Genomic DNA, 583 nt, shown 5'->3' on the forward strand with positions numbered 1-583 from the left:
TACAAAATAATTCGGTAATATAGTCCATGAAAAAGCCTTGCTCTGAAATGTTTTGTCTTCGTAACCAAGATATTACAGATGCTAAGGCTTTTTTTTATTTATTTTTTATGTCGAACTCAGGTTAAATTAATCTCTGGATGATGCCCACTACGCAAGTGACTTTGTTGCTGCAGCAACTTAAGCGCCAATATCCGACTGCATTTAAAGGAAATTACCTGTTTTACAGTCAGATTAAAATCCGTGGAATCTGGGATAAAGCCAAGCTCTTAATTCCTTGGGTCTTGGCCGCCATGATTTTTGTTCCCATCAGTTTGATGTTAGGAGATCTGGTACAGCAATCTTTTGTGCAAATCAGCGAATTTCAGGCGCAAAGTTATGCCATTTTGGCCATTTTGTTGTTCCTGATGTTGAGTCTCACCTTGATTCTGCACCAGATTCAGCATTCTTCTTATTCATTAGACTTCCGTCATAAATCAAAAAACGTACAATTTATTTGATCTTAAATTAATCAGCAAAATTATTTAATTCAAGAGATAATCCTTGGATGAAATTCAAAGATATTCAAAAATTATCAAACGTTAAG

Annotated in this window: 1 protein-coding gene; it reads left to right on the plus strand. The window is 35.0% G+C overall.

Translation table 11 applies throughout. The annotated features are described in order from the left end of the window. Positions 1–137 precede the first annotated feature (137 nt). The gene (locus AC1P5O_RS16805; protein ID WP_499006435.1) at positions 138–497 is read left to right on the plus strand and encodes a hypothetical protein; all 360 of its coding nucleotides are present in this window, start codon (positions 138–140) and stop codon (positions 495–497) included. Positions 498–583: the final 86 nt, after the last annotated feature.

The sequence above is a fragment of the Prolinoborus fasciculus genome, from assembly GCF_056724605.1.

What these genes read in the sequence shown, in the direction of transcription:
- AC1P5O_RS16805 (WP_499006435.1), top strand. Translation starts at nt 138, where the DNA reads ATGATGCCCACTACGCAAGTGACTTTGTTGCTGCAGCAACTTAAGCGC.